Raw genomic sequence first — 20,831 nt, 5'->3', positions numbered from 1 at the left:
GTGCACTAAAGACAAGCACACCACCCTTTTTGTAAAGGATGGTTGACATTACACGACTCGTATGTAAAACACCCTTTACACAATGAAAGGGAACATTGACATGACACAGGTACAGAAAGCTCTCATCCTCGCGTCCGCAATGCTCGGCGTCGCGCTGCTGGCGGTAAACGACATCCTGCCGGGCCAGTTTGCCGAATTTTCGCCGCTAGCACTGCTGGTATTCCTGCCTTGGGTGCTGAACAGCAAAGGTCAGGCCAAGACCGGTGGCGCGTGCAAGTGAACGACCAGATGGCGCAAAGCCCGAAGGGCAGGAGTCCGTTTTTCTGGGGCGGCATGATCATGCTGTCCTACGCTGTCATCGCGGGCCTTTCGATCACCGATGCAATCGACGCACCGCTAAATTTCATCCTGATGATAGCCCCCGCAGGCCTGATGGTCCCTCTGTTCCGCTCGGCCAGCAGGCGGATCGATCAGGGGGGCAGCATAATGTGCGGCAAGGGTCAGGCGCAGCTGCGTTATACCAAGCGGGTCATGATCTGCACCGCGCTGTATCTCGCATCGTTCGGGCTGATGGTGTTCTTCATCGATCAGCGTGAACCGAGCGAGGCATTGCGGACCGTTCTGGCCGTTCCCCCGGGGCTGGCTGTGATCGGTATCTTCTGGGCCGTAGGCCGATTGATTATCGAGGAGCAGGATGAATTCGTGCGCATGCTGATTATCCGGCAATCGCTTATCGCATCCGGATTTTCGCTAAGCATTGCGTCGGTCTGGGGCTTTCTCGAAGCGGCCGATGTCGTGCCGCACGCGGATGCCTATTGGTGGCCGGTGGCGTGGTTCATCGGGCTTGCGATCGGTGCAGTTATGAACCGGATCAAGTTCGGCAGCTGGGGCGCGGTATGAAAAACCGCCTGAAGGTGCTGCGGGCTGAACGCAGCTGGAGCCAACAGGATCTCGCCGACAAGCTGAACGTTTCCCGCCAGAGCGTAAACGCGATCGAAACGGGTAAATACGATCCTTCACTACCTTTGGCCTTCAAGATTGCCGAGGTTTTTGATATGGCTATCGAAGCGATTTTCGAGCGGGACTGATTTGAGAGGGAACAGAATGCGATATGCGATCCTCTTGCTGACATGCTTGCTGGCCGGCTGCTTCGGTGACGATCAGCAGGGCAAATGCGACGAGCCGCTGCAGCTTCCGAGCCTGTACTAGACCCGCGCATACTCGGCCCGCGCATTTTTGGCCCACACTGCCCGCAATCTGGCCCCGGTCCGCGGATCGGCGCGTTTGGCCGCCTCATGGTTTCGGCGCTTGCACCCGGCCCGATGATCGGGAATGACCCCCATCATGAACACGCCGAAATTCCATGAGCTGAAAAACGGGCTCCGGATTGCCTATCGCCACGGCGAGGCGGCAGCCGGATCGCCTACCTTTGTTTTCCTTCCCGGTTACATGTCCGACATGGACGGGGGCAAGGCGACCGCCGTTTTCGATTGGGCACACGAACAGGGCGCTGGCTGCCTTCTGCTCGACTATTCCGGCTGCGGCAAAAGTGGCGGCGAATTTGCGGGCGGCACACTCAGCAAATGGCGCGATGAAGTGCTCGACCTGATCGCTGCACGCGGGATTGAACGGGTCGTACTGGTGGGTTCGTCCATGGGCGGATGGCTGATGTTGATGATCGGCCTCGCTCTTGATGGCAAACTTTGCGGGATGGTCGGCATCGCTTCTGCCCCCGACTTCACCGAATGGGGCCGGTCGGATGCGGACAAGGATCGGCTGCAAAATGGCGAAACCGTTTATGATGAAAACCCCTATGGCCCCGATCCGACACCGATGTTCGCCGGGTTCTGGGCCGACGGGCAAGACAACAGGATGCTAAGCAGCGAAATTGCCATCGATTGTCCCGTCAGGCTGCTGCACGGACAGCGCGATCAGGACGTGCCGTGGGATATCAGCATGCGTCTGGCGCAGGCGCTGCGTTCGGATGATGTACAGGTTACCCTGATAAAGGACGGCGATCACCGCTTGTCGCGCGATCAGGATATCAAATTGCTGCTCGATCATCTGCGCCGACTTCTGAACTGATCTGATCGGAGAGAACCATGCTTCCCGCAATGCTTGCCCTGCTGATGCAGGCCGGCCCGAACCCGTCTGCTGGTGCCATACCCGCAATTCCGCCGGAACTGCAGGAACTGCGCAGGCGGCAGAATACCGAATTATCGGTCGAAACCAAAACTCCCGACCGGTTGCAGCAATGCCTGGCACGGGCAGAGCTGGATAGCGTCGCAGCCACCACCGAGGCATCCTCCCGGCTGGGCAAAGCCAGGGGTCTCGACCGCGCGTACGAATTGCATTGCATCGGTTATGCGCAGGCCATTCTGGGCCGGTGGACCGATGCTGCCGGCAATTTCATTGCCGCACGCGATCTCGCAGCGGGGAAAGACCCGGCCTACAGCGCGCGGCTGGGCGCGATTGCCGCGAATGCTCTGCTAAGTGCGGGCAACAATATCGAAGCGCTCACGGTGCTGGAGCAAGCGGCAAACGATGCGGCAGCAGCCGATTTTGGCCCGCTCATCGCTGAAATAGAGCTCGACCGTGCCCGCGCGCTGGTCGCAACGGGTCAGAGCGAGGCGGCAGCGGCTTCCTTGGCAAAGGCCCGCCAACTGGCACCCGGCAGTTCGCGGGCATGGCTGCTTTCCGCCACACTTGCCCGGCGGGATGACGATTTGGTCGCCGCCCAATCCTTTATCGAGCAAGCAAGCCTGCTCGACCCCTCGAACCCCGATATCGGTCTGGAGGCAGGCGTCATTGCCGTTCTGTCAGGGAATGACGATGCTGCCCGGCGCAGTTGGCAATCGGTGGTTACCCTTGCGCCCGGAACCACGCAGGCCCAGACTGCCAAAGGTTATCTGGAGCAATTGACACAGTAATGATTCCCTTTTCCGTACTCGATCTGGTTCCCGTTCGCGAAGGCGGCAGCCTGTCAGAAGCCTACGCCGCATCGGCTGCGCTCGCGCGCACTGCAGAAGATGCGGGGTACAAGCGTTTCTGGGTGGCGGAACATCACGCGATGGAGGGCATCGGAGGAGCTGCGGCATCAGTCGTGCTGGCGCATATCGGCGCGGCTACGTCCACAATTCGGATCGGTTCAGGCGGCATCATGCTGCCCAATCACACGCCGTTCCAGATTGCCGAACAGTTCGGCACGCTTGAGGCATTGTATCCTGGCCGGATCGACCTTGGCCTGGGAAGGGCGCCCGGAGCAGGGCCTGAATTGCAGCGCGCACTGCGCAAGGATTTGCACGCGGCGTCCGAGTATTTCCCGCAAGATGTAGTCGAATTGCGCGCGCTCTTCACCGGCGATATCGATTTGCCGGTAAAGGCAACGCCGGGCTTTGGTGCAAACATCGAGATGTGGATGCTGGGATCTAGCCTGTTTGGCGCCCGGCTGGCGGCGAAACTTGGCCTTCCATACGCCTTTGCATCGCATTTCGCGCCGGATCATCTTGATGCCGCAATCGAAATCTACCGCCGCGATTTCCAGCCCTCCGAAGCGCTGGAAAAACCGCACGTGATGGCCGCGATGACCGTGCTCGCAGCGGATGACGATGCGGAGGCGGAATATTTCGCCTCCTCCCAGCTTCAGGCATTCGTCAGATTGCGCACCGGCAGCCCCGGCAAGCTTCCGCCGCCCATTCGCGATTACCGCGATTCGCTGCCCGCGCAGGCTCAGGCCATGCTCGCCCATATCGGACAGGCCAGCGCGATCGGTTCGGCAGCAACGGTTCGGGACAAGATCGCCGGATTTATCGAACGCACCACGGCCGATGAAATCATCGTCGCCGGTTCGACTTTCGAGCCGGAACATCGCCAGCGATCGCTAGAGCTGACGATGGATGTTCTGTCCGGCTGACCGGCTTCTCCGCGCAAGGCTCGCAACAATCCGCGGGCCGCGCTAGGGATGCGCTTGCAGGGCGGAGAGGATCAGCCTATTTGCGCACTATTACTGCACGGGGCAGTAACAATATAATAGGCCTGAGAGCCTCACGGAGCATGACGGATGGGTTCGAAAACCGCCGCGACGCCTCGCAATTCCAAACAGAAACCCGCTGCCGGCAGCAGCCTGAGCAAGGCGCTGGCCAAGCAGATAGCGGGCTCTATCCTGCCCGGGGACACTCCGTTCGAATCGGACAAGATCCGCGAAGCCGCCGACTTCCTGCTGGAAACAGCAGGACAGCGCGACGCGAAACGATCGGCGATTGCACTGGCGTCCGCCAGCGGAGAGCGGCGCTTCATGCGAATTGCGATCGTCAACGACGACATGCCCTTCCTGGTCGATTCGGTTGCCGCAACCATCGCAGCACAGGGACTTGCGATCGACCGACTGGTTCATCCGGTGATGTCAGCCAACCGTGACGAAACGGGCGTTCTTACCTCCATATCCGCCACCAACAATGACGGCGCGATGCGCGAATCGATGATTTACATCGAAACTGCACGCATCGATGCCAAACAGCGCCGCGAGCTGGAAAAAGTACTTCGCGAAACGCTGGGCGACGTTCGCGCCGCAGTCAGCGACTGGGCCAATATGCGCGCGGCGATGCGCGAAGATGCGGCGCGGATCGGCAAAACCGAAGGCGCCGCGCTGCTGAACTGGCTGGAAGACGGGATGCTGACACAGCTGGGCCACCTGACCCGCACGCGTGATGGCAAGCAGACAGGCAAGCTGGGCATATGCCGCAAGAGCGCCGATTTGATCCTCGCGGAAAATTCCTGGGACCGCGCTTTCGACTGGTTCGACGATCCGAAGAACCAGCAAGGCCGCGTGCCGCTGATCATCAAGGCGAACCGGCTGGCCAATGTCCATCGCCGGGTTCCGCTGGATCTGTTCCTGATTCCAGTCATCGAAGGCGGCAAGGTTACTGCGCTATCGGTCCATTGCGGTGTCTGGACCAGCGCGGCGCTGGCTACCCCGCCCAGCGCAATTCCCAGCCTGCGCACTCAGCTGACATCGCTGATGGAACGGTTCGATTTCGATCCGTCGGGCCACGCCGGCAAGGCGCTCGTCCACGCGCTAACGGCATTGCCGCACGACATCCTGATCGGGTTTGCAGACGAGGATATTGCCCGCGTCAGCACTGCGATGATGGGGCTTGTCGATCGGCCCAGGCCCAGGCTCGCGATTGTCGAGGCTCCGCTTGCGCGGCATCTGTTCGCATTTGTGTGGCTGCCGCGCGACCTGCTTTCCACGCAGGTGCGGGAACAGATTCGCGACCTTCTGGAAGACGGCTGCGATGGCAAGCTGCTCGACTGGAGCCTGGAAGTCGAAGGCGGCAATCTGGCCATGCTGCGCTTCGTGCTCGATATCCGCACAGGCGGATGCGAATATGACGAAGCCGCGCTGGAACAGCAGATGCAGAACATGCTGCGCGGCTGGCCCGAGGCGGTCGAGCACGAGCTGGCGCAATTCGAGGAAGCTGGCCGAGCAGCGGCGATGGCGTCGCGTTTCGCAGACCTGTTCCCCATTCCATACCGGGTTGCCTACGGCCCGGCAGAGGCGGCGCGCGACATCTTGCGCATGCGCCACAATCTGCAGCAGGAAAGCGGTGCCGCTTCCACCATCCAGCGCGATGCGCGGCTGTATCATCTGGATGGTGACCCTGAAAATTGCCTGCGCCTGAAAGTGTACGAACATCAAGGTTCGCTGCCGCTGTCCGATGCCGTCCCTGCGCTCGAGAATTTCGGGTTCGAGGTTCTTTCCGAATTCCCCACACCGCTGGCCGGCGGCACGACCGGGACGATCCATGACTTCGTCCTCGCCCTGCCCGAAGGTGTCGCGGCAGCCCCGATCGTGGAGCGCGCCGAAACAATCGAGCAGGCGATCGCGGAAGTTCTCAACGAAACCGCCGAAGACGATCCGTTCAACCGCCTGGTGGTCGGAACTGCGCTGTCGTCGAACGAGGCGGACTGGCTGCGCGCATTCTACCGGTATCTGCGGCAGGCCGGGATGGGTTTCACCATATACACCGTGGTCGACGCATTGCGCAGCGCGCCAGCAGTCACCCGCGCGCTGATCGCCCGCTTCACCGCGGCGCATGATCCCGATTTTGCGGAAGACCGCACCGCTGCCATCGCTGACGCTGAAAACGCAATCCGGCAGGGACTGTCCAAAGTGGCGGCGATCAACGATGACCGCTTGCTGCGCCTGTATCATGCACTGATCAAGGCGATCCTGCGCACCAACGCATTTGCCCCGGCAGCGGCGGAGGCACTGGCATTCAAGATCCAGTCCGACCTCGTCCCCAACCTCCCCAAGCCGGTGCCATGGCGCGAAATTTTCGTCTATTCGCGGCGCGTCGAAGGTATCCACCTGCGTTCCGGCCCGGTCGCCCGCGGCGGCCTTCGCTGGTCCGACAGGCGTGACGATTTCCGCACGGAAATCCTCGGCCTGATGAAAGCCCAGCGAGTGAAAAACGCGGTGATCGTGCCAACCGGTGCGAAAGGCGGGTTTTACCCCAAGCAATTGCCGTCACCGGCGCTCGACCGCGAAGGTTGGGCAGCCGAGGGGCAGGCAAGCTACGAGGTGTTCATTCGCACTCTGCTGTCGATCACCGACAACATCGTGGACGACAAGGTTGTTCATCCCGACCGGGTTCTGCCGCTTGACGGCGAAGACCCGTATTTCGTGGTCGCAGCTGACAAGGGCACTGCCCGCTTTTCCGATGTGGCCAATGCAATCGCCACATCGCGCGATTTCTGGCTCGACGATGCTTTCGCCAGCGGCGGGTCCAATGGGTACGACCACAAGGCGATGGGCATCACCGCCAAGGGCGCATGGGTCTCCGTGCAGCGTCACTTCCTCGAAATGGGTGTCGACGTTCAGGAAGACCCGGTCACGGTGGTTGGCTGCGGCGATATGTCGGGCGATGTGTTCGGCAATGGTATGCTGCTGTCGAAGTCGATCAGGATCGTTGCCGCTTTCGATCATCGGCACATCTTCATTGATCCCGACCCTGATGCGGCGGCCAGTTGGAAAGAACGCAAACGATTGTTCGAATTGCCGCGTTCAAGCTGGGAAGATTACGACGCAAGCCTGATTTCAAAGGGCGGCGGCGTCTATTCCCGCGCTTCGAAAACGATCAAGCTTTCAGCCGCCGCTCGCAAGGCGCTCGATATCGACGCCAAGGAGATCGAGCCTGATACGCTGATCGCGGCGATCATGGCTGCGCCCGTCGACCTGATCTGGTTCGGCGGTATCGGCACCTACATCAAAGGCTCGGCTGAAAATAACATTCAGGTGGGCGATCCGGCGAATGACGCGTTGCGGATCGATGGCGGGCAGGTGCGCGCCAAGGTTATCGGCGAAGGTGCAAACCTGGGCGTGACACAAGCGGGCCGGATTGAGTTCGCAATGGCAGGCGGACGGCTTAACACCGACTTCATCGACAATTCGGCAGGGGTCGATTGCAGCGATAACGAGGTCAACATCAAGATCGCGCTCGCCGCAGCCACGCGGGCTGGAAAGCTGACCGAGAAAAAGCGCAACACGCTGCTGGCTGAAATGACCGACGAAGTTTCTGATCTGGTGCTTGAGGACAATCGTCTTCAGGCTCTCGCGCTGTCCATTGCGGAACGCGGCGGCGCAAAGGCCGCCGGATCGCAGCTTCGCCTGATGGAATCGCTGGAAGATCGCGGCGCTCTGGACCGCAAGACAGAAGGGCTGGCGGACAATGAAACGCTCAGCCGCCGCGCTGCAGACGGCATCGGCCTGACCCGTCCGGAACTTGCGGTGCTGCTTTCTTCTACCAAGCTGGTTTTGCAGGATGCGATCGAAGCAACGTCGCTGCCCGACGATTCCAGCGTCCACGGATTGCTGCTCAATTACTTCCCCGCCCCGATGCGCAAGAAATACAAGGCGCAAATCGAAGGGCATCAGTTGCGGCGCGAAATCGTGGCGACGAAACTGGCCAATCTGGTGATCAACCGGCTTGGCATCGTGCACCCGTTCGAACTGGCCGAAGAAGAGGGCGTGGGCCTGGCCGATGTGACAGCATCTTTCGTCGCGGCAGAAAACCTGTTCGGTATTGGCGAGCTTTGGGAAAAACTGGAAACCACACCGATGCCTGAAAAGGCGCGCCTGATGCTGTTCGACAATGTGGCAGCGGTAATGCGCAGCCAGATGGCCGATCTGTTGCGGGCCGGCGCGAGCATCAGCCCGCCATCTGAGATGATCGAGCGGCTGAACGAGCGCGTCGTGCAGCTGTCGGACACGTCGGGCTTGCTGGCCGTGGAATCGCAGCAACAATCGGCCAAGCTGAGGGCCCAGTTCACCGATGCCGGCGCGCCTGAAAAGCTGGCAGCCGAGGTCGCCCACCTGTTCGATATGGACGGCGCGATCGGTCTAGCCTCACTAGCACGCAATGCAGAGATGGAACCGCGCACCCTGACAGAAGCGTTCAGTGAATTGGGCGAAAGGCTTGGCCTCGACTGGGCTCAGGGAACTGCTGCGTTGATGAACCCGTCCGATGTCTGGGAACGCCTTCTGGTCGCCGGGCTTGCGCGCGATTTCCAGCAGATGCGGCTCGACTTCCTGCGGCGACTGTCGCGGCGCAAAGGGGCCAAGGATGATCCGCTGGCGGCAGTAGAGAGCTGGGCCGCCGAACATCAGGCCGCCATCCGCCAATTCCGGGCGATGATTGGCCGCGCGCAATCGCAGGCGGCCGTGGCACCGGCCATGCTCGCCCAGATTGCCAGCCAAGCGCGCAACCTGCTGGGAAGATAGACGCAGGCAAAATCAGCCGCGTGTAAGGCCGTTTCAGCGAAGCGGTCTTGACCGCGGCCGGTTTTCCGCCAAGTCAGCGGGCATGGATCACGCAGACGTATTGATTGTAGGCACCGGCCACGCAGGGGCGCAGGCGGCAATTGCCTTGCGGCAGAACGGACATGACGGAACGATCATCATGGTCGGCCGGGAAAAAGAGCCCCCTTACGAAAGGCCGCCGCTGTCCAAGGAATATCTCGCCGGCGAAAAACCGTTTGAGAGATTGTACATACGCCCTCCGCAATTCTGGGCCGATAAGGACATAGACCTGCGACTTGGCAATGGCGTGATCGAGATCGACGCGCTGGGCAAAACAGTGACGCTGTCTGACGACACCAAGATTTCTTATCGCAAGCTGATCTGGGCAACCGGGGGCGATGCGCGCCGGCTCGATTGCAATGGCGGCAATCTGGAGAGGATTCACACCATCCGCCACCGGGCCGATGTCGACCGGATGATCGCCGAACTTGATGCTGGCGCACGCCGTGCGGTCGTGATCGGCGGCGGCTATATCGGCCTTGAGGCGGCGGCCGTGCTGCGCAAGCTGGACCGGGAAGTCGTGCTGCTGGAGGCACTGCCGCGCGTCCTTGCCCGCGTCGCCGGTGAAGAACTGTCGGCATTTTACGAGCAGGAACACCGGGCCCATGGCGTGGATTTACGGCTCGAGGCTATGGTCGACAGCCTGATCGGCGAAGACGGCAAGGTTTCCGGCGTGAAACTGGCGGATGGAGAAGTCATCCCTGCTGATCTGGTAGTCGTTGGTATCGGCATCGTTCCATCGGTCGGGCCGCTGATGATGGCAGGTGCCGCAGGTGCGAACGGGGTCGACGTCGACGAATATTGCCGGACCACGCTCGACGATATTTATGCCATTGGCGACTGCGCCGCGCATGCCAATCCCTTTGCCGATGGGGCGGTTATCCGGGTGGAATCGGTGCAGAATGCCAACGATATGGCGACCACTGCGGCTAAGGCGATCATGGGCGACAAACAGCCCTATCACGCTTTCCCGTGGTTCTGGTCCAACCAGTATGATCTGAAATTGCAGACCGCCGGCCTGTCGCTGGGCCATGATCAGACCGTGCTCCGCGGCGACCCTGCCAATCGGAAGTTTTCCGTGGTCTACCTCAAGGAAGGGCGGATCATCGCGCTCGATTGCGTGAACAATGTGAAGGATTACGCGCAGGGCCGTAAACTGGTCGATGCCCGCATCAGCCCCGATCCGGACGTTCTTGCCAATATCGAGGTTCCGCTCAAGGAACTGCTTTAAGCTCGCTTTCGGCCCACCGCGCTGCTTCGGCCACAGCCGGGTCGGGATCGGATTTCAATTCTGCTACAATCCCGCCGAGCTCCGAATTGCCGCTGTTACCTGCCGCGATCAGGCAATTGCGGACAAACCGGTCGCGTCCAATCCGCTTGATCGGCGATCCGGAAAACAGCGCCCTGAAGGCCGCATCATCCAGCTGCAACAAATCCGCCAGGCGCGGCTCCGCCAGTTCTTCCCTCGGCACAAAGGATTTATGCCGCGCGGCAGTGTCCGCAAACTTGTTCCATGGGCAAACCGCCAGGCAATCGTCGCAGCCATAGATGCGGTTGCCAATCGCCTTGCGGAACTCATCCGGGATCGGCCCCTTGTGCTCGATCGTGAGATAGGAAATGCAGCGCCGGGCATCGACCACATAGGGTTTTGGAAAGGCATCGGTCGGGCAGGCCGTCTGGCATGCATTGCATGATCCGCACCGGTCCTCATGCGCCTCGTCTGCCGGGAACGGCACGGTGGTGTAGATAGCGCCGAGAAACAGCCAGCTGCCATGTTCGCGGCTGACCATGTTGCTGTGCTTCCCCTGCCAGCCGATGCCGGCAGCTTCGCCCAGCGGTTTTTCCATAACCGGCGCGGTGTCGACGAAAACTTTCAGCTGTGGTTCTTCCAGGCCGACCTTGCGCGCCTCTGCCACCAGCCAGCGGGCCAGCGCCTTCAGCGCTTTCTTGACGGTGATGTGATAATCGCGGCCTTGCGCATAAACCGAAATTCGTGCGCGATCATGGGACGATTCCAGAGCTAGCGGGTCCAGCTGCGGGGCATAACTCATGCCCAGCGCGATAACGCTGCGCGCCGCATCCCACATGCTTTGCGGCCCCTGACGCACATCCGCGCGGTCGGCCATCCATTCCATTGTGCCGTGATACCCGGCATCCAGCCATTGTTTGAGACGGGCTGCCTGTTCGGGATTGTCTTGCGCCGGAGCGATGCCAACCGATACAAAGCCCAGACGGCGCGCCTCTGCTATCAAGTCTTGCTTAAGCTGAAGGATTACCGCGCTTTTAACCATGGTTGGGGTTACTCCCGTTCACATGCTGCGGTTATCCGGCATGTATGGATATGCCGCTAAGCGATACGCTCGATAAGGACAACAGTGTGACGGTCTCCAACGAAGGCGACAGCAATAGCGAAACGCCGGCAGGAGACTCTCGCCCGCTCGCAATTGAGGCCCGCGGCCTGGTCAAGCGGTTCGAAGGCACCACCGCCGTCGACGGCGTCGACATTTCCGTACCAGAAGGCGCGATTTACGGCATTCTCGGGCCGAATGGTGCAGGCAAAACCACTACACTCAGGATGCTTCTCGGCATTATTGATCCGGATGAAGGCGTGCGCCGCGTGTTCGGACATGACGAACCGCACGAGATTGCCAAGCTGATCGGCTACCTGCCCGAAGAGCGCGGCCTCTATCCGTCAATGAAGGCTTATGAAGCGATCGGTTTCATGGGCGCTTTGCGAGGAATGCCCTTGGAAGAAGGCAAGGCACGTGGCCGCGAATTGCTGGAAAATCACGGCCTCGCCCATGCTGCAGACCGGCAAATCCGGCAGCTGTCCAAAGGCATGGCGCAGACGGTGCAATTGCTCGGCACGCTGGTCCACCGGCCGAAGCTGGTCGTGCTCGACGAACCGTTTTCCGGCCTCGATGCGATCAATCAGGGCAAGCTGGAACGGATGATCCGCGAACTGGCTGAAAACGGAACTACCGTAATATTCTCCACCCATGTGATCCACCATGCAGAGCGATTGTGCGAAGGTGTTGCGATCATCGCCGGGGGCAAGGTGCCCTATGCCGGTTCGGTCGAGGCTGCGCGCGACCGCATCCCGGCGCAGGTCCGGCTGGAAACCCGCGAACGCGACGGCCGCTGGCGCAGCGCTTTGCCCGAAGACGCGCGCCGAGAGGGGGACTTCTGGTATTTCTCGCTCCCCGAAAGCGGTATCGAGACTTTGCTTCGCGCATTGATCGAAGGCGAAGCTGGAATCCTTTCGCTGTCGATCGAACGCGCAGGCCTGCACGATGCGTTCGTGCATATCGCAGGTGAAGCTGCCGCCCGCGCTCTGGAAGCCGACAACGCAGCGGAGGCCGCACGATGAGCCAGCACACCCACGAAACCGCCCGGCTCACCACGCTGCAGGCCGCCTACGTGATCGCCAGGCGCGATTTCCTCGCCATTCTGTTCAGCCGCGCGTTCCTGTTCTTCCTGCTTGGCCCGCTGTTTCCGATTATCGTCGGCGGGCTGGCTGGCGGGATCGGCAGCTCGGTCCAGAAACAGACGGCTTCGGTCGAAGTGGCCGTTTCTATGAGCGAGACCGACAGCGCCGCAATGGTCGAAACCGCCGCCGCGCTGCGCAAGGACGTGGGCAATTTCGTGCCAAGTATGGTGGTACTGGATGCAGATCTGGCGGGCGAGGACCCGATGGCGATCCTGCAGGAACAACGCGCGCCATTTGCCGCGATTATCAGCGGATCACGTCAGGAACCCGTCATCACCGCGACCGGAAACCAGATCGATCGCTGGCGCGGCCCGGTAGCCCTTGTTGCGGCGACCAGCCTCGGCTCCTCCCCCAGCAATTTCCCAGAGATCGCCAGTGTCGAGGTCGCAACCAGCGGTGCCGATGTAAAACGCGACCGGGTCCGCACCGCGCAGGCCGGGCAGATGCTGCTGTTCCTGCTTACCATGATCCTTGGCGGCATGGTGCTGTCCAACCTGGTTGAGGAGAAAGGCAACAAGATCATCGAAGTTCTTGCCGCCGCAATTCCGATGGACGCGGTTTTCCTTGGCAAGCTTTTCGCGATGCTGGGCGTATCCTTTGTCGGCATTGCCGTGTGGGGATCGGTCGGAAGCCTGATCTATTTCGGTGCCGGATACGAATCGGCGACCTTTGCCGCCCCCGCCGTTGGCTGGCCGATGTTCTTCACATTGGGCGTGATCTATTTCGCGATGGGATATCTGATCCTCGGTTCGCTGTTCCTCTCGATCGGATCGATGGCGGCTACGGTGCGCGAGGTTCAAACCCTGTCCATGCCGGTGACGATGCTGCAATTGCTGGTTTTCTTTTTCGCCAGCTACGCCATGGCGGCACCGGGCTCGACAATGGAAATCGCCGCGACGATTTTCCCGTTCAGTTCTCCCTTCGCCATGCTGGCGCGGGCCGCTCAGGTCGATTCGCTGTGGCAGCATGCGCTGGCGATTGGCTGGCAGATCCTGTGCGTGGCGGTTTTCGTGAAAGCCGGGGCCAGCCTGTTCCGCCGCCGCGTAATGAAGTCCGGGCCGCGAGGGGCAAAATCGGCGAAGCGCCGCAGTTTCCTTTCAATGCGCCGCAAGGATAAGTCGCAAATCGCAACCCACTATTGACATTAGGGTAAGTAAGTTCAGGATGGGCCGGTAATCCGACGCTTGGAAAGAGCGCGGGAGAGGAGAGAATGCCAATGGCCACGCAGGCACCAGAGAAGCCCCAGTTCCGTACATCGCCTTCAGCGTATGAAACGCTGGTGAAACATCTCGATGCACATCCGGAAGATCTTCCGAAGCATCCCGAGAAGTACGATGTAAGCCGCAGCGACATTTATTATGAAGACCGGTGGCAGCCGATCTTCGCGGAAATGCGCGCAAAGGGCCCGCTTCACTATGTGTCCGAAAGCCCGTTCGGCCCGTACTGGAATGTCGTCTCGCACAAGGCGATCCAGCATATCGAGGCCCTGCCCGAGCTGTTTTCCTCCAGCTGGGAGCATGGCGGGATTACCATTCTCGAGCGCGATATGGATGCGGAGGAAGGCCGCGAGCTGCCGATGTTCATCGCGATGGACCGGCCCAAACATACCGGCCAGCGCCGCACCGTGGCACCGGCGTTCACTCCCGCAGAAATGAAGCGGATGGATGACGAGATTCGCAAGCGCACAGGCGAACTCCTCGATTCCTTGCCCAAGGGTGAAATGTTCGATTGGGTCGAGACGGTTTCCATCGAACTGACGACCGGCATGCTTGCCATCCTGTTCGGTTTCCCGTGGGAAGACCGCCATCTGCTGACTTTCTGGAGCGACTGGGCAGGCGACACCGAGATCGCGCTGGTCAAGGATTTGACCAATGACCGCGAGGAAGTCCTCCAGGAAATGGCAACGTATTTCCAGCAGCTTTGGATGAAGCGTGCACAGGAAGAACCCGGCCCCGATCTTATCTCAATGATGATCCATTCGCCTGCGATGAACCAGATGGACCCGCGCGAATTCATGGGCAATCTGGTTCTGCTGATCGTGGGCGGAAACGACACCACCCGCAACACTATGTCGGGCATCATTCATGCGTTCGACAAATTCCCCGACCAGCGCAAACTGTTCGAGGAAAACCCGGATTTGATCCCCAACGCAGTGCAGGAATGCATTCGTTACCAGACCCCGCTTGCGCATATGCGGCGCACGGCATCGGAAGATACCGAACTGTTCGGAGAACAGATCAAGAAAGGCGACAAGCTGATCCTGTGGTATCTTTCGGCCAACCGCGATGAAGAGCTGTTCGAAAATGCCGAGAAGCTCGACATAACGCGCGAAAATGCCCGCAGGCATCTGAGCTTTGGCTACGGCATTCACCGCTGTGTCGGTGCGCGGCTTGCCGAATTGCAGCTGCGTATCCTGCTTGAAGAAATGCACAAGCGGCGGATGCGTGTGCATGTCGCAGGCGACGTCGAGCGGGTCCGGGCGAATTTCGTTCACGGCTTCCGCAAACTGGAAGTCGAGATCACCGAATTCTGACCAGTTCCGGTATTCTGGTCAGTCCCGCGCTTTCGGGCATGATCCGTGTGAAACCTTTCTGCTCCCCGCGCCGTATATAGGTGTGAGCAGAAAGGATTGATCATGCCCGAACACGCAGTTTCAACCCGCCGTTCCTTCATCGGCTGGCTATCAGCAGGCGCCGCCTTGCCGGTATTGGCTGCTTGCGGCAGCGCGCCAGCAGAAGCGCGTAATTTTCCGGTCAAGCTAAGCGATGCGCAGTGGCGCAAGAGATTGACCAAGCAGGAATATTACATCCTTCGCGAGGCCGGGACTGAGCGCCCCTATAGCTCACCGCTGGACAAGGAAAAGCGCAAGGGGACCTTCATCTGCGCAGGTTGCAATAACCGCCTTTATTCTTCTGCGACCAAATATGACAGCCGCACAGGATGGCCCAGTTTCTGGAAGCCGATCGCTGGCGCAATCGCGACAGATACCGATTACAAGCTGGGTTATCCGCGAACAGAAGTGCTGTGCGCGGATTGCGGAGGTCATCTGGGTCATGTGTTCGATGACGGGCCCAAGCCGACCGGAAAACGCTATTGCATGAACGGCGCAGCGATGGATTTCATCGCGGCATAGCCGCCGCAAACCTGGGCCTAGTTGCGCACGCGCCAGACCCTGAAGCTGTCTGGAGTGTCCAGTTCAACCGGTTCCAGCCATTCCGGGTTTTCACCGCTGATTAGCTGCGCAGCCAATCCGCCGGGATTTGCCTGAGCATACAGATTCGGCTCCGCCAGATCGCTGCACAGCGCCACATAGGCGGCTCCGCGTTTGCCGATGATCCTCTGTGCTGTCACCGGATCGCTGGTAAATGCCAGGATCACATCGCGCATGGCCATTTCTGCACGGTGATGGCTGGTCGCGATCACAGCGTGATCGGTGTCCAGGAGGATAACGGGGCCTATGTCGAGCGGGGCAAAGATCGTACCATTTTCCAGCCGCTTCAGCTGCCTGGCAGATTGCTGCAACTGGCAATCGCTGCTGCGAACGATCCCCGCCGGTGTCTCGGCGGTATCTTCGTCCAGTGCGCTTACCGCATCCCACACCCTGACCGGAGTTGCCGGAAGCAACAACAGGATCGTCGCCGCAACCGCACCGACTTTTGCCAGCAAGCGATCTTCGATTCTGAGGATGCGGAATAGCCTGGTGGCCAGCCAGCCAAGCGGGATCGCCGCGATGACGCAAGCAAACGCCGCAGAACGCCAGACCAGCAGCGACATCACGATGCTGCCCGCGATCAGGAAGGCGTATTCGGCCCACCAGGAACGGAGCCAATCGTGCGACTTCTGCCAGAGAATGAGAGTAGCCGAAAACGCCACCAGCAATTGCAGGAGCGTTGGGACGGCCTCGCTCAGGTCCTGTTCCCAAAAGGGTCGCCCTTCCAGAATGTGCACATACCAGTAATCGTGGACCAGCGGATCAAGCGATGCGAACGGCGTTATCAGGCATTTCGGCGAGGCCAGCCCGAAGAAAGAAAGGCCCGCGGCCCCGGTCAGACCAAAAACGGCGACCAGCGCCGGTCGCGGCATTGCAGGTGCAGCCGCGATTGCGCCCGTACCGATGGCGGTGATGATAAAGAAACCCAGATGGGCGGGAGAAACAGCGTCGCAGTACTGAGCCAGGTCGGCTGTGCCGCGCGTCAGGAAAAAGATGACCGAAAGGCCAAGCGCCAGCGCCTGCATATATCCGACAAGCCACCAGCGGGCAGCCCGGTCGCGGAACCAGCGGATAAACAGTACTGCCCCGAATAGGGCGACCATCGGCAGGATTTCGATCGAAATCGTCAGCCCGGCAGCCATTGCGAGCCCGGCGATCGCACCACCCTGTAATGCCGATCGGTGCGCCATCGCCCACAGCGCGGCCGCAACCGCGACGATTTGCCACCCATGGTGATCGACCCGCATGGGCTGCAGCTGGAAAACAAGCGGTGCGAGCAAGCCAATGCAGAGACACGCGAAGCCGGCGACTTGCGTATCGAACAATCGCCAAGCGAGCCGTCCGATCAAGAACAGAACTGCACCCAAAGTGAGCAGCGGGACCATGACCAGCGCTGCCGTTTCCGCGCCCGATTGGCCCAAAACCGGGCTGAGCACGAAAATCAGCAAGGCCAGCGGGATGTCGACCAGCCGCGACCAATGCATTTGTGTGCCAGTCGGCGGGTCGATCCGGTACTGGTGTATATCGAACCAGCCCTGCCCGGCGATCAAGTCACGCACCTGGACCAATCGCAGCGCATCGTCCGGATCGGGGAATTGACCCTGCAACAACCGCGGCAGACCGATGGCAATGAAGATCGCAGACAACGCCGCCCAAACCAGCATGATACGCCGGTTGGGCCGTTCGTGCTGGCGATCCCGCCTGTCTCCCCCCGCCAGGTCCATCTGTGTTACCCGGCAGGCCTGAAAACTATGCGGCTTCGCAGCAGCCATGTGACGCTGAAACTCAGGGCGATCGCGACCAGCTTGGCCGGACGCGGGTCGAAGGCCATGTAATCGGCCGCGCCGACTATCGCGGTGGTTACCGCCAGCCCGGCAAATGCGGAAATTACGAACAGTGCCTTCTGCTTAGTCCGTTCGCGCCCGCGCTCGGCCACGGTGTCCGTAAACACAGTGCGGCTGGATAGAAGCCAATGCGCAAGGATGCCCGCGCTGTAACCGGCAGCAGAGGCAATGGCCGCCAGCATACCCGCAGACAGCAGGACAAGGAACAAGCCGACATCGACCGCCAATGCCCCGACGCTTGCCAACAGGTAGCGCAGCAACCGGATATCGCGCAGCTTATCCAAGGCGGCGTGCATTCGCCTGGCGCCGGTCAAGGTTTGTACAGGCAGGCTCATGCCGCATTCCTCAAGCGACCTTGCGACCTGCATGGTCGCCGTTAGAATCGGGTTTGATGCGTTCGGGGACATCGCGCAGCGAATTAAGTGCCGCTGCCTGATCAGCCGAAACCGTTTCGCGCGCCGGGATGGCTTTTTCGGCGCCCTCGTTACCGGCTTCATGGTATTCAGCGTCTTCGTTGACGCACCACGTGTCATAGACACGCTCGCCGGCGAGAATGTTCTCGGTCGTGAGCATCGCGGTCATCATCGCGTGGTCCTGGTTGTTGTAACGGTGCATACCGTTGCGGCCAACAAGGTGCAGCGTGGGATATTTATCTTCCAGTTCGCAGCGCATCGCCTCGACATTCGCTGCATAATCCTCGTCATAGACGGGATAGGCTTTTTCCTGCCGGACAACCGCGCCGCCGATCACGTCCTGCGGGTCGCACAGGCCCAGAATCTGCATCTCTTTCTTCGCCAGTTCGATCAGATCCTCATCGGATGACGACCACAATCCGTCATTCTCGAAACAGAAATACTCCAGCCCGACGCAAGCGACACCTTCATCCGGCACCATTTCCGGCGACCAGCTGCGGAAGTTCTGAACCCGGCCCACCTGGACCTTTTCGTCATGGATATAGATCCAGTTGTCGGGGAACAGGTCTTCCGATTTGATTTTCAGCGCCACCGTAAGGAAGTCGCGGTATTTCAGATTGGATGCGTTGAGTGTCGTATCCGGCAGCGGGTGCAGGCGCGCGGCCAGCTGCCGCATCGGTGCCGAACTGATCGCATCGCCGGCCTTCACCACGACCTTGTTGCCGTCCTTGTCCCGTCCGGTCATCCGCCAGCCGCCTTCGCCATCGGCAGCGAGCTGTTCCAGGCCGTGGCCCATCACGATGTGTCCCTTGCCCGTGGCAAGGATCTTGTCGCGCGCGGCGTCCCACATCATTCCGGGGCCAAGTCGCGGATAGCGGAACGTCTCCAGCAGAGTCTTGGCAGCTTGTCCGTCATTGGGTTTCTTGTTGAGCCCGAGCGAGCGCTTGAGGCCGTCCACGACCGCGCTCCACAGGCTGAGGCCCTTGATCCGCTGAGCTGCCCAATCGGCGCTCATTTCATCGCAGGGCATGCCCCATACCTTCTCGGTATAGGTCTTGAAGAAGATGGAATAGAGCTTCTTGCCGAACTGGTTCGTGGTCCAGTCTTCAAAGCTCTTTACGTCTTTCAGCGGAAACAGTTTGTAACGCAGATAGCTGACCATGCACGCGGTGGATCGCAACAGGCCAAGATTTCCCAGCGCCTCGAATGCACGCAATGGGTAGCTGTAGAACTTGCCTTCATAATAGATGCGGCTCATCCGCGGACGCTGGATGAAATCATCGGGCAGGATCTCGTTCCACAAGTCCACGACTTGCTGGCTTTTCGAAAAGAAGCGGTGGCCGCCAATGTCGAAGCGATAACCTTCATGTTCCACGGTACGGCTGATGCCGCCGACATAGGTTTCGTCTTTTTCGATGATCGCGACAGTCTTGCCCTGCTTGGTCAGCAGATACCCGGCGGTCAGGCCCGCGGGACCTGCGCCGATGATGGCTACGTCTACGTTCAATTCCCTGTTGGCGCTCGCGCTCATTCTTGCCCCCGGTGTTTTGTATGATCCGGAGGTGAAGGAAATTGGTTAAGAGAAAGTTAGCGCGAGTGCGAAATCGCGCTCGGCGGAATGGCAGCAGAGTGCTCTGCGCGGCGGTCTGTGGGTGATTGCTCGCAGCGTTCGCCGCGCCCGTGGAGGTTGCGGATCAGTATCGCGAGGTTCGCCAGCGAGAACGTCGTATCGAACACCAGCCCGTAACATCCATCCTTGCGCCAGCGGACCCGCGCCTCGATCTCGGGCACTCCGCGTGCTTCCATCCGAATGGGCTGATCGATCATCAGACTGTCCGTTGTCTCGATGCTTCCGCCCTGCCGCGACAAATTCACCAGCTGGGCCTGAATCTGGCGGCCGTTCGTGTTGAGAGTTACCGGCAACTGGATGTCGAAGCGCAGATCGCGTTTGGGAAACTCGCCAGAGCCGGCAACAATGGTGTCGACTTCGATCGGCACCAGGAACTGGAATCCCGCCTCTCCCGGCTTTTGCCAGATCAGTTCGACCGGGTGCATATCCCCGTTCTGGAATTCGATTGCCATCCGCTTGCCTTCGGGCAGCTCGTGAAAGCTTCGGATGCTCGCACCGCTGGCCGAGATATCGCGCACCACGCACAAATACTGACGGTCTTCCACCACCAGCTTCGCCGTGCGGATCAGCAAGGTGAAACGCGGCGCTGCGCGATCCTCCAGCTCGACCGGCTGATCCGGCTCAATTGGCAGTCCCTGTATGCCTTGCATTCTATACGGTCCCCGTTGCTGCCTGTCCTGTCTTCAGACGCAATTCCGGAGCTAAGCCAAATTGGCTAACAATATACTATCAGTCTATTCGGTAGTTTTTCCCGGCTTTTACTAGGCCGCAATTTTGGGAGACCAGTCCTCGCCAAAGGCGGTCCGACTAATTGCAGGATGGTACGGGTGACTGGACTCGAACCAGCACGATCAAAGATCAGGGGATTTTAAGTCCCCGGCGTCTACCATTCCGCCACACCCGCACGCTGGCATCCCTTAGGGTGTGCCCCGGTCGCTCTCAAGATTCTATTCGTTTGATATGCACGTAGCACCGCTGGCCGGGCATGGCCTGCAGCCCCGACACAGCCATGCGGCAAAACCCTCAGCTGGGGTTCAGCCGCTCACGCATTTCCTTGCCTGGTTTGAAATAGGGCACGCGCTTTGCAGCGACAGGAACAGCCTCACCAGTGCGAGGGTTGCGGCCCATGCGTGCTTCACGTTCGCGGGTAGAGAACGCCCCGAATCCGCGCAGTTCCACGCGGCCACCTTCGGCAAGGCGTTTCGCGATCTCGTCAAAGAAAATGTCGACGACCTGTTCGATCTCGTCCGCCTTGAGGTCGGGATTATCCTTGGCGAGTGCCTGCAATAGCTCTGAACGTATCATTATTCTCTCCTCGCTCCCCCCGAACTACACGCCCGGCAAAGAGCCCCCTTAACAAAGCAAAGTGCCGTAAACCGGCAT

At 60.2% G+C, this 20,831-nt stretch carries 18 protein-coding genes and 1 tRNA gene; 12 read left to right on the top strand and 7 right to left on the bottom strand.

The features are described 5' to 3' along the window. Positions 1 to 100: 100 nt before the first annotated feature. From PO778_RS11990 to PO778_RS11955, 8 genes are all read left to right on the top strand, one after another. Positions 101 to 280 (top strand): hypothetical protein, encoded by a 180-nt coding sequence (locus PO778_RS11990; protein ID WP_160731020.1) that lies wholly within the window; start codon positions 101 to 103, stop codon positions 278 to 280. Beyond that, positions 277 to 900: a hypothetical protein gene (locus tag PO778_RS11985; protein ID WP_271439797.1), complete on the top strand. Its 624-nt coding sequence runs from the start codon at positions 277 to 279 to the stop codon at positions 898 to 900. The genes PO778_RS11990 and PO778_RS11985 overlap by 4 nt, the downstream gene beginning before the upstream one ends. Further along, complete coding sequence (locus PO778_RS11980; RefSeq protein WP_160731021.1) at positions 897 to 1,088, top strand: helix-turn-helix transcriptional regulator; 192 nt, start codon at positions 897 to 899, stop codon at positions 1,086 to 1,088. Before PO778_RS11985 ends, PO778_RS11980 begins: the two co-directional genes overlap by 4 nt. A 256-nt stretch (positions 1,089 to 1,344) precedes the next feature. Beyond that, positions 1,345 to 2,085, top strand: coding sequence for an alpha/beta fold hydrolase (locus PO778_RS11975; protein WP_160731022.1), 741 nt, complete (start codon positions 1,345 to 1,347; stop codon positions 2,083 to 2,085). A gap of 17 nt (positions 2,086 to 2,102) precedes the next feature. Beyond that, positions 2,103 to 2,930 carry a tetratricopeptide repeat protein gene (locus PO778_RS11970; protein ID WP_271439796.1) on the top strand — a complete coding sequence of 276 codons (828 nt, stop codon included), beginning with the start codon at positions 2,103 to 2,105 and terminating at the stop codon, positions 2,928 to 2,930. Then, positions 2,930 to 3,913 carry an LLM class flavin-dependent oxidoreductase gene (locus tag PO778_RS11965; protein WP_160731024.1) on the top strand — a complete coding sequence of 328 codons (984 nt, stop codon included), beginning with the start codon at positions 2,930 to 2,932 and terminating at the stop codon, positions 3,911 to 3,913. Before PO778_RS11970 ends, PO778_RS11965 begins: the two co-directional genes overlap by 1 nt. A gap of 147 nt (positions 3,914 to 4,060) precedes the next feature. Further along, entirely contained in the window at positions 4,061 to 8,782 is a 4,722-nt protein-coding gene (locus PO778_RS11960) for an NAD-glutamate dehydrogenase (RefSeq protein ID WP_271439795.1), read from the top strand. Positions 8,783 to 8,864: 82 nt separating this feature from the next. Next, positions 8,865 to 10,091, top strand: coding sequence for an NAD(P)/FAD-dependent oxidoreductase (locus PO778_RS11955; protein ID WP_271439794.1), 1,227 nt, complete (start codon positions 8,865 to 8,867; stop codon positions 10,089 to 10,091). On the opposite strand, the gene queG is transcribed toward PO778_RS11955, so the two are convergent. Continuing rightward, the gene (gene queG / locus PO778_RS11950) at positions 10,075 to 11,151 is read right to left on the bottom strand and encodes a tRNA epoxyqueuosine(34) reductase QueG (RefSeq protein ID WP_271439793.1); all 1,077 of its coding nucleotides are present in this window, start codon (positions 11,149 to 11,151) and stop codon (positions 10,075 to 10,077) included. The genes PO778_RS11955 and queG overlap by 17 nt on opposite strands. Positions 11,152 to 11,195: 44 nt before the next feature. Between queG and PO778_RS11945 the strand changes: the two genes are divergently transcribed. The 4 genes from PO778_RS11945 (at position 11,196) to msrB (ending at position 15,483) form a co-directional block, all read left to right on the top strand. Further along, positions 11,196 to 12,230: an ABC transporter ATP-binding protein gene (locus PO778_RS11945; RefSeq protein WP_271439792.1), complete on the top strand. Its 1,035-nt coding sequence runs from the start codon at positions 11,196 to 11,198 to the stop codon at positions 12,228 to 12,230. Continuing rightward, positions 12,227 to 13,492 (top strand): ABC transporter permease, encoded by a 1,266-nt coding sequence (locus tag PO778_RS11940; protein WP_160731028.1) that lies wholly within the window; start codon positions 12,227 to 12,229, stop codon positions 13,490 to 13,492. Before PO778_RS11945 ends, PO778_RS11940 begins: the two co-directional genes overlap by 4 nt. 74 nt (positions 13,493 to 13,566) lie before the next feature. After that, positions 13,567 to 14,883, top strand: coding sequence for a cytochrome P450 (locus tag PO778_RS11935; protein WP_271439791.1), 1,317 nt, complete (start codon positions 13,567 to 13,569; stop codon positions 14,881 to 14,883). Between the two features lie 102 nt (positions 14,884 to 14,985). After that, positions 14,986 to 15,483, top strand: coding sequence for a peptide-methionine (R)-S-oxide reductase MsrB (gene msrB, locus PO778_RS11930; RefSeq protein ID WP_271439790.1), 498 nt, complete (start codon positions 14,986 to 14,988; stop codon positions 15,481 to 15,483). Positions 15,484 to 15,500: 17 nt separating this feature from the next. On the opposite strand, the gene PO778_RS11925 is transcribed toward msrB, so the two are convergent. The 6 genes from PO778_RS11925 to PO778_RS11900 all read right to left on the bottom strand — a co-directional run bounded on the left by PO778_RS11925 (position 15,501) and on the right by PO778_RS11900 (position 20,753). Continuing rightward, on the bottom strand, positions 15,501 to 17,285 hold the full coding sequence (locus PO778_RS11925) for a hypothetical protein (RefSeq protein WP_271439789.1): 1,785 nt from the start codon (positions 17,283 to 17,285) through the stop codon (positions 15,501 to 15,503). Between the two features lie 5 nt (positions 17,286 to 17,290). Then, positions 17,291 to 17,740, bottom strand: coding sequence for a GtrA family protein (locus PO778_RS11920; protein ID WP_271439788.1), 450 nt, complete (start codon positions 17,738 to 17,740; stop codon positions 17,291 to 17,293). 10 nt (positions 17,741 to 17,750) lie between these two features. Then, positions 17,751 to 19,349, bottom strand: a complete 1,599-nt coding sequence (locus PO778_RS11915; RefSeq protein ID WP_271439787.1) for an NAD(P)/FAD-dependent oxidoreductase — start codon at positions 19,347 to 19,349, stop codon at positions 17,751 to 17,753. A gap of 56 nt (positions 19,350 to 19,405) precedes the next feature. Continuing rightward, on the bottom strand, positions 19,406 to 20,098 hold the full coding sequence (locus PO778_RS11910; RefSeq protein WP_271439786.1) for a PilZ domain-containing protein: 693 nt from the start codon (positions 20,096 to 20,098) through the stop codon (positions 19,406 to 19,408). A 169-nt stretch (positions 20,099 to 20,267) separates the two neighbouring features. After that, positions 20,268 to 20,352 (bottom strand) — tRNA-Leu (locus PO778_RS11905). A gap of 119 nt (positions 20,353 to 20,471) precedes the next feature. Then, on the bottom strand, positions 20,472 to 20,753 hold the full coding sequence (locus PO778_RS11900) for an integration host factor subunit beta (RefSeq protein WP_160731033.1): 282 nt from the start codon (positions 20,751 to 20,753) through the stop codon (positions 20,472 to 20,474). Positions 20,754 to 20,831 lie beyond the last annotated feature (78 nt).

Source organism: Pontixanthobacter luteolus, from assembly GCF_947494915.1.
GTDB lineage: Bacteria > Pseudomonadota > Alphaproteobacteria > Sphingomonadales > Sphingomonadaceae > Pontixanthobacter > Pontixanthobacter luteolus.
This window is presented reverse-complemented; position numbering and strand designations above follow the sequence as displayed.